The following is an 8129-nucleotide window of genomic DNA, read 5'->3' on the forward strand; positions in this document are numbered from 1 at the left end:
TCCGGAGACCGGCCAAGCGGAACGCCCGGACGAGCCCGGCGAAGAACAGCGCACCCAGAACTCGGGCAACCAGGACGCCGGAGACATTCCCCCACAGCCACCGGATGAGCGCGACCAGCCTGAAAGCAGTGACCACCCGCGGCCCCCGCAGCAGGACGGCCACACCCCCGGCATCGGCACCCCTGGCCCGGAGGCCGCCGCCGGGCAGATCCTCCAAGCCGACCACCAGCCCGCCAGACACGAGCCAGTCCCCGAGGAGAGGGCGCCGGAGACCACGCGACCGTACGACCAGGCGGGTGGCCTTACCCGTCCAGATCCGCACCACCAACGAGATGTCGAGGACACCGTCCCAAAGCTGCCTGACGGAAACCCCGAGCGGTTCCCAGACCCGCGCGACCGCTGGTCCAGCCTCGTCAACGACGGCGGCCCCACAGCGGATCCGCTGCGCGGCAACAACTGCCTGGACTGCTCGCCATCGCTGATCTCCACCGGGCACGGCGAACCCGCGGTGTCCGCCCCGCGGTATCCCGACCGTCAGCCGGACGGATCGCTGGATAGATGAGAGGTGAGGACGGTGGCCGGGTGCAGGTCGCGGTGGAACCGGAGGGGTGGGCCGTCCCGGGCGGGCGCGGCGGCTCGTATTTCCAGGGAGCACGGACGGCGTTGGGGTCGGGGATGGGGCCTGGTCCGGTACTCGCGGCTGTGCTTCGGGTCTCGGTCTGATCGGCTGGTCGTGGCGGTTACGGCGGGCTGTAGACGCTCGGGAGGTCGCCGGTGATGCGGCGGAACGCCTCGGCGAAGGCTCCGGGTTTGCGGTAGCCCACCGCGCGCGCCGTCGCTCTGATGGGGACGCCTTCTGCGAGGAGGGTGAGTGCGGCGCGGATGCGGGCGTGGGTGCGCCATTGCGCGAACGTCATTCCCGTCTCGGCCTGGAAGAGCCGGGTCAGCGTGCGGACGCTGGTGGCGGCGTGGTCGGCCCACGCGGCGAGGTCGCGGTCGTCGGCGGGATGGGCGAGCAGGGCCTCGGTGACGTCCCGTAGGCGCGGGTCGGTCGGCATCGGGAGCTGGAATGTCGTGCTGGGGACGGGTTCCAGGAGTTCGGCCAGGAGCGTCTCGGCCTGCAGGCGCGCCCGTCGCGGGTGCCGGTCGAGGTGCACGATCAGTTCCCGGACCAGGGGCGTGACGAGTACTCCGGTCGGCTCGGTCCAGGTGATGGGGCAGTGCTGCGCGCTCAGGACGACGCCGTAGCCGCGCCCGCCGCGCACCACCGCCAAGGCGTGCGGGACGCCCGCCGGCATCCACAGCGCGTGGGTGGGAGGCACCAGCCAGTCACGGTCGGCGGTGCGGTGGGTGACGGTGGCGGTCTCGCTCCAGCTCAGCAGGTGGAACGGGTGCTCGTGCAGGTCGAAGGCGACACCGGCATCGAAGTCGGTCCGCGCGGTCGCCAGCACGGTCCCCGGCATGGCGTCCTCCCGGTCTTGGCCAGATCACGGCATGGGTTGGCCCCCATCCGCCGACTGGCCACCCTACCTTCGGGGTGGACAGGTGAGGAGAGGACATATGCGCACACCGGCCACGGTCGCGGACATCGACGCGATCATCGGAACACCGCCCCGGATGGTCTTGCTGAAGGCGACCGGCACCCTCGACGAGGGGTGCCGGGAGGTGTTCGCCGCCGCCCCGGCGGCGGCGCTGGGCATCCGCGACACGTCCGGCGTCCCCCGCACGATGCTCGTCGGCGGGACGGCCGGGTTCGCCCGCGCCGAATCGCGGACGCGCCTGTCGCTCCCCGTCCCGGACGGGTCGCCGATGCCCGCGCTCGGCACGGGGGTGTCGATGGTGTTCCTGATTCCCGGTGTCGGGGAGACCTTCCGCCTGAACGGCACCGCCGCCGGTGCCGGTGGCGGACGCGTCGCCATCGACATGACGGAGGCGTACATGCACTGCGCGCGCTGCATGCTGCGCTCCAAGCTGTGGACCGCCGTCCCGGACGCCCCTCCGGACGCTCCGAACGTCCCGGCCGGCGGGCCGCTGTCCGCCCCGGGCGCCGCCGCGTTCCTCGCGGCCTCGCCGTTCACCTTCCTCTCCTCGCGCGACGGTGAGGAGCGGGCCGACACCAGTCCGCGCGGGGACGGTCCGGGCTTCCTGCAGGTGCTCGACGGAGCCACCCTCGCGCTCCCCGACCGGCGAGGGAACAAGCGAGCCGACACCCTCCGCAACCTCATGACCTGTCCGGACGTCTCGCTGGCCGCCCTGCTCCCCGGCAGCAGCGAGGTCCTCCATCTCAGCGGCACCGCACGGGTCAGCACCGACCCGGACCTGCTCGCGACGATGGCGCTGCGGGACAAGCCGCCGCACGCGGCGATCATCGTGCACGTCGAGCACGCCGAACTGACGCGCGCCACCGCCGTGGACGTCCTGTGGAACGGCCCGCGCGACCCCGGGCGTCTGCCGGACTTGACCGGGATCGCGGCCGCCCACGTCGCGGCCAACACCGAAAGCGGCCGCGGCGCACGCCTGCTCGGACGCGGCCTGGCCGCCGCACCCGGCGCGCTCACCCGCCGCGCCATGGACGCGTCCTACCGCTCGGCCCTCCGCGACGAGGGGTACTGATCAGCCGGTACACCCAGGCTCTGCCCGAAGGCCGTGGTCGGCTTCGCCATGCCACTGCCGCAGCACGGTGTTGGAGGCGGCCGGCGTGTCCGCGCCGGAGCACTTGGCTCGTCACGGCGTCCGGGTGCTGGGCTTTTCGACGCCGTCCCACGTCGCCACCCGTTACGGCTGGACGCCGATGTGGTCCAAGAGGTCGCGCATGGTCGCGCTGACGAAGGTGCGGGGGGTTACCCACCACGACCTGCACCACGAGATCCACCTGTCCGATCCTCGCGAGACCGCCCTGGAGGAGATGCGCATGATCCTCCGCCAGGACCGGCGGGCGGCGGTTCGGGACCCGCCGCCGGACTGCTCCCCCCCCCGCGGGTCCGGGTTCAGAAACCCCCGAAGTCGGAGTACGCGCTGTACAGGCCGGACCGGTAAGGCACTTCGGGAAGCGGCTCGTTGACCCGCGGCTTCGGGATGCTGATCTCGATTGATACCGGTGGCTCCCACTTGTGGGTTTCGAAGATCGTCCGGAGTTCACGGTCGGCGATGCCCGCGGCGCCGGTGGCCGCGACACGGGACAGGGCGTCCAGCGACAGCGGTTGATCCAGCGCACGGCGCAGCCGCCGGGCCCGCCGGACCCGGCCCCACTGCCACAGCGCACGGACGCGGGAGCCCGGCAGCAGCCGCTCCGCCCGAAGCCGCCGGCCGACCTCCTCGACCGCTGGGGACGCCGCGATCATCAGCACGGTCAGGCCGAGCACCCTGCCGACCTCCGGCACGACCTTCAGCGCGGCGGACTCGACGGGGTCGCGGGGTTCGCGGCGTTCCGCGTACACCCGGTGCCGATCCGGCGAGATTCTGATCTGACCGTCTCCGGCCAACCTGACCAGCACGGTCATCGCGACACGCTCGCGGCCGCCGCACAGGTAGGCGATCTCGTCGGGGCCGAGGTCGGTGTGATCGCGCATCAGGTTCACTTCCCACTGAGGTCGTGACAGCTCGAACGATTTCCGGTCAGACGCACAGCGCTCCGCTGACGTTCCGGCGTCAACCGGGGCGCCGTGCCGGAGCCACGGCGGTCTCGGCGATCAGGTCGGTGACGGCGCTGAGGGACACGTAGTCGCGGCCGGGGTCCCCGGTAGTCGCGGAGCCGGGGCTCGACGGCTCCGGGCAGACATACATTGACGCGGCCACCACCTGGGCTACCGGCGTGGCCGCCGCGGACCATGCCCGAGGGCTTCCGCAGCGTGTCAGGCGCAGGGTGATGTTGCCGGTGGCAGAGCCCTGCCCGGGCGCCGAGTCAACGCCGTACTGAGGTCGGCATGTCCAGCGAGTACGGCGACCCGTGTTCGCGCTTGATCGTCCGGCGGACGATCGGCGGGTGACGGGCCCGGCGGTGGAAGGAGAGGGCCGCGGACACTTCTTGCTGATTCCTTCGGGACCGATACCCCCGCAGAGGACGCCGACCACCCCCCGGGCTCCGGAGCATCCACCGGGACCACCGCCCGACCGGCCCGAACAGCCCGGCTTCCCGTCCCGCATAGGTCGCCGCGCCGCTCGCGAAGCACAAGAGGCCCGCGCGCTTTGGGTGATGGCGCTCCAGGCAAGGGTTCTCACGGGTGAAGTTCGGGCGGACGGACGCGCATGGGAGCAGTGGACGTCGGGGCTAACGAACGTTCATGTCTTGCACGTTCGACTTACGTTGTTCCTACAGCGCATAAGACGTGTTCGATACAAAATTGTCACGGTGTTCGGGCTGACCAGGCGTTCATTTCTCCGCCGAGTGTCGGACGAGTCGTGTACACACGGTAGTGACATGATCACGGTCCTGCCTCCCGGGGGTCAGCATGGTCAGCCCGTACGTACGACGCCAGCGTCTGGCGGCCGAACTCCGCAAGCTCCGCGAGGAGCGCGGCATGATGGCGGACGAACTCGCCAAGCGCATCCACTACTCCCGCATGAAGATCAGCCGCCTGGAGAACGCCCACGGCCGCCCCGACGTCGCCGACGTCATCAAGATCCTTGACACACTCGGAGTCGCAGAGGGAGAGTGCATGAGGATCGTCCGTCTGGCTTCGGCAGCGGCTGAGAGAGGCTGGTGGGATCGATTCGGCGACTCGATGGGAGTTCGGCAGAAGCTGTACGCCGACCTGGAGTTCGGTGCTGACACGATTCGCGACTACGACCCGACGGGGATCCCAGCAGTTCTCCAAAATCCCGACTTCATCGAGGCGCTGATCAACCTCGACAGAAGCAACCGGCGGGTCAAGTACGCCCCAAGCCAGGTGATCGAGGCTCGCCGACGTCGACAGAGCCACTTGCTGAGGCCCGATGGCCCTTCGTACGACACCGTGCTTGATGAATTCGTCATCCTGCGCCTCGACGTGCCACCGGGAGTCATGATCGAGCAGCTCAGGCACATGGTTCAGATGGTGTCCGCGGAAGAGCAGCTCACCGTCCGGTTCCTGCGCTACAACGCGCGCATCACCGGTGGGCTCCTACCCAAGTCGTCATTCGCGCTCTACACCTTCCCAGTCGCCGAAGACCCCGACTTGGCCGTCGTAGACACGATCACCACCGATCTCGTCCACACGGACCCGACCGAGGTGGCAAGCTATAAGCGAGACTACGAACGCCTCCAGGAAGCCGCGCTGTCTCCCGACGAGAGCCTGGCCTTCCTCACGGAGACGGCAGACCAACTCGCAAATGAGATGAGACAACAAGCATGACCTCGAAGTTCACCGGATGGCGGAAGTCGAGCTACAGCGATCCAGACGGGAAGTGCGTGGAGGTAGGACGAGCAGCAGATGGGACCATCGGGGTCCGAGACACCAAAGCCCAGGGCACAGGGCCGATCCTGGAGCTTGTGCGCTCGGAATGGGCGGCTCTGCTCAATTCAATCCGATCGTCTTGACGGGACGCCTCTGATCGCGTCCCCATCGCTGGCACGATCCCCGTCTCGTGGCAATACGCAGGCCGCCGCAACATTCCCTCAACATATAGCGGCCTGCACGCTAGCCGTGGGCAGCAAACTTACATAGATCAACCCGGGAGCGTAACCTAATCAGTTAACCGAATAGACGAGAGCAAACAGATGGTGGAAATTATTCTCACCGGCACAAGTCACGTCATAGCCAGCCCCGACGGTTCTTGCGTGGAGATATCCCTCAGCTTGTCAAACACCATAGGCATTCGTGACTCCATGGTTCAAGACACTAGCCCCATCCTAGAACTGACGCGTCGAGAGTGGACGGCATTTCTCGACTCGATCCGAATGACTTGATCAGACGTTCCTGACCTCGGCGCGGTCAGGAGGTCTTCTTCCTCCGGCCGCCGCGCTTGGGCTTCTCGGGACGCCAGTTCTTGAGATCGTCGTCCGAGATCCCATATGTGCGCTGCTTGTCCTCCAAGTACATAGCGGACGCGTCGGCCGGGCTCTGCCCGAATGCGGGGTCAACCTCGCCATGCCAGCCACTGCCGCACCCACGGCAGTACCTCGGCCAGGCCGGCGAGCAGCGGAGTCAACCGAGCCGCGTCCCAGCCATCCTGAGTAGCCCGCTCCTCGATCAACATCATGAGCGCCTGGGCCTGTTCCCGATGATCCTAGCCAGCCCACCCGAGAAGCATGGCTGAGTCCCGTCCGGCCCGCTCCCCGGATACGAGATGAACCGCTCCTTGGGCATGTCCAACATCCCGCGGTTCCGCCGGTACGAAAGCTTGAGGAAGTCAGCTGAGGCGTACTTGGGAGGCGCCAGAATGTCGAGCCGCTTACCCGTCCGTTCCTCTTCCCGTTGCAGCTCCCAGACGTCCCATCCTTGCGCTCGCTTCCGCAGGCCGGACGGATCCTTGTATCGGCTGGGCGATAGCACCGATCATCGACGCTCTCTAGACGCGTCTGAAACGGGTGCGGTAGGCGGCCGGGCTGAAGGTGAAGAAGTGCCGGAAGCGGCGGCTGGCGTAGTTGGGGTCGTGCCAGCCCACCATCCGTCCGACCGCCGCGACGGGCAGATCGGTCTCGATGAGCAGTGCCGCCGCGCGCTCGGCGCGCAGCCTGCCCAGGTAGGTCATGGGCGGGACGCCCAGTTGCGCGGTGAACAGGCGGGCCAGGTAGGCCGGTGACGTGGTCACCGCCGCGGCGAGCTCGGTCAGGCTCCACGCGCGCTGGATGTCGTCCTCCAGCAGTTGCGCCGCGGCCGTCACCGCGGGGTGGGTCTGCCCGGCCGGGTCGGCGGGAAGCGATGCGGCCGTGCCGCCCAGCAGGCAGAGCAGCATGCCCACCAGTACGGCATGCGGGGGGCCGGGGCGAGGCCGGTCGGTGATCGCGGTGAGCCCGGGCTCGACGATGCGCAGCGTGGCGGGGTCCAGCCGGAGCGGGTGGCCCGAGCGGCCGGCGTCGTGCAGGATCCGTCCGAGCTGCGGGTCGGCCCGCAGCCAGGCCAGTTCGTGCTGGAACATCTCCGGGCCGACATAGAGATTGTGGACCACCAGCCGGCGGCAGTCCCGGTAGCCGTGCCAGTCCCCCGGCCGCAGCACCGTCACCGAGCCGCGGTCCAGTTCCCGCTCGCCCGCCGCCGATACGTGCGTCCCGGTGCCGGCGGTGACCACGGCCAGCTCGATGAAGTCGTGGCTGTGGAGGGCGGCACCGTCCCGCAACTCGTACCGCTCGGCGACGGCCGGCGGCCCGCCGGGCGGGAAGACCTCCGCGCGCCGCACACGGTGCACCGGGGCTCCTTCCGCAGGCGGTTGTCAAGATTGTGCTACATCTGCCGGGTTCCCGTGCTAGCCGCGTCCCCCTCGTGATCGCGACAGTAGTCGAAACCGACTCCCGAGACACGAGGAAGACGAGCATGGACGCCCTCGCCGCACACCCCCGCACCACCCCGGAGAACCTCTCCGAGGACATCGTCGCCGCCTACCGCCGTGATGGTTTCGTCCATGTCCCGGGAGTCATCTCCCGGACGGACGCCGCCAGGTACGCCTCGGCCGCCCTGGCTGCTCGGACCACCGTCCGCGACAACCACGACGGGATGATCTTCACCCAGCTGCTCCAGCTGTGGCGCCGGGACGAGACGCTGCGCGAGCTCACCCTGCACCCCGGCCTGGCGGCCATCGCGTCCCGGCTGGCGGGGATCCCGCTGCGGCTGTGGCACGACCAGCTGCTGATCAAGGATCCGCACAACGGGGCCGCCACCGAGTTCCACCAGGACCAGCCGTACTGGCCGCACTCCGGCTCCCGGCACGCGCTGTCGGCCTGGGTGGCGCTGGTGGACGTCCCCGTCGACCGCGGGTGCATGACGTTCATCCCGGGCTCGCAGCACCTGGACGGGCTGCGCCCGCAGGATCTGTCCGACCATGCGGACATGTTCGCCGTGGCACCCGAACTGGAGTGGGAGCACCGCGTCACCGTTCCCCTGCGGGCCGGCGACTGCACGTTCCACCACTCCCTTCTCGCGCACAGCGCCACCCCCAACTTCACCGACGATCCCCGCATCGCCCACGTCATCATCTACGTGGACGCCGACCTGACC

Annotated in this window: 10 protein-coding genes and 1 pseudogene; 5 read left to right on the forward strand and 6 right to left on the reverse strand. The window is 69.1% G+C overall.

Annotated features, from left to right (window positions below):
- Both E1284_RS43460 and E1284_RS35945 read right to left on the reverse strand, forming a co-directional pair.
- Nucleotides 1-241 (reverse strand): hypothetical protein (locus tag E1284_RS43460; protein WP_243714955.1); only part of this gene is annotated, 241 nt, incomplete at its 3' end.
- A gap of 499 nt (nucleotides 242-740) precedes the next feature.
- Complete coding sequence (locus E1284_RS35945) at nucleotides 741-1463, reverse strand: helix-turn-helix transcriptional regulator (protein WP_131944617.1); 723 nt, start codon at nucleotides 1461-1463, stop codon at nucleotides 741-743.
- A 97-nt stretch (nucleotides 1464-1560) separates the two neighbouring features.
- On the opposite strand from E1284_RS35945, the gene E1284_RS35950 reads away from it, so the two are divergent.
- A complete protein-coding gene (locus E1284_RS35950; protein ID WP_165965560.1) occupies nucleotides 1561-2613 on the forward strand; it encodes a pyridoxamine 5'-phosphate oxidase family protein in 1053 nt (350 codons plus the stop codon).
- 374 nt (nucleotides 2614-2987) lie between these two features.
- On the opposite strand, the gene E1284_RS35955 is transcribed toward E1284_RS35950, so the two are convergent.
- A complete protein-coding gene (locus tag E1284_RS35955; RefSeq protein ID WP_131944619.1) occupies nucleotides 2988-3569 on the reverse strand; it encodes a TIGR04222 domain-containing membrane protein in 582 nt (193 codons plus the stop codon).
- Between the two features lie 879 nt (nucleotides 3570-4448).
- Between E1284_RS35955 and E1284_RS35960 the strand changes: the two genes are divergently transcribed.
- From E1284_RS35960 to E1284_RS44175, 3 genes are all read left to right on the forward strand, one after another.
- Nucleotides 4449-5330 carry a helix-turn-helix domain-containing protein gene (locus E1284_RS35960; protein WP_131944620.1) on the forward strand — a complete coding sequence of 294 codons (882 nt, stop codon included), beginning with the start codon at nucleotides 4449-4451 and terminating at the stop codon, nucleotides 5328-5330.
- The gene (locus tag E1284_RS35965; protein WP_131944621.1) at nucleotides 5327-5515 is read left to right on the forward strand and encodes a DUF397 domain-containing protein; all 189 of its coding nucleotides are present in this window, start codon (nucleotides 5327-5329) and stop codon (nucleotides 5513-5515) included. Before E1284_RS35960 ends, E1284_RS35965 begins: the two co-directional genes overlap by 4 nt.
- A 180-nt stretch (nucleotides 5516-5695) precedes the next feature.
- Nucleotides 5696-5884, forward strand: coding sequence for a DUF397 domain-containing protein (locus tag E1284_RS44175; RefSeq protein WP_131944622.1), 189 nt, complete (start codon nucleotides 5696-5698; stop codon nucleotides 5882-5884).
- Nucleotides 5885-6054: 170 nt separating this feature from the next.
- Here E1284_RS44175 and E1284_RS44180 read toward each other — a convergent pair.
- The 3 genes and pseudogenes from E1284_RS44180 to E1284_RS35975 all read right to left on the reverse strand — a co-directional run.
- Nucleotides 6055-6192 (reverse strand): annotated as a pseudogene (locus tag E1284_RS44180) (DUF7008 domain-containing protein); the annotation flags it as partial.
- Complete coding sequence (locus E1284_RS44185; RefSeq protein WP_424923526.1) at nucleotides 6174-6470, reverse strand: DUF7008 domain-containing protein; 297 nt, start codon at nucleotides 6468-6470, stop codon at nucleotides 6174-6176. The gene E1284_RS44185 and the pseudogene E1284_RS44180, both read right to left, overlap by 19 nt.
- A 16-nt stretch (nucleotides 6471-6486) precedes the next feature.
- Nucleotides 6487-7323: a helix-turn-helix transcriptional regulator gene (locus E1284_RS35975; RefSeq protein ID WP_131944623.1), complete on the reverse strand. Its 837-nt coding sequence runs from the start codon at nucleotides 7321-7323 to the stop codon at nucleotides 6487-6489.
- Between the two features lie 125 nt (nucleotides 7324-7448).
- Between E1284_RS35975 and E1284_RS35980 the strand changes: the two genes are divergently transcribed.
- On the forward strand, nucleotides 7449-8129 hold a 681-nt coding region (locus E1284_RS35980; RefSeq protein WP_131944624.1), incomplete at its 3' end, for a phytanoyl-CoA dioxygenase family protein.

Origin of the sequence: Actinomadura bangladeshensis, assembly GCF_004348335.1 — a bacterium.
Classification (GTDB): Bacteria; Actinomycetota; Actinomycetes; order Streptosporangiales; family Streptosporangiaceae; genus Spirillospora; species Spirillospora bangladeshensis.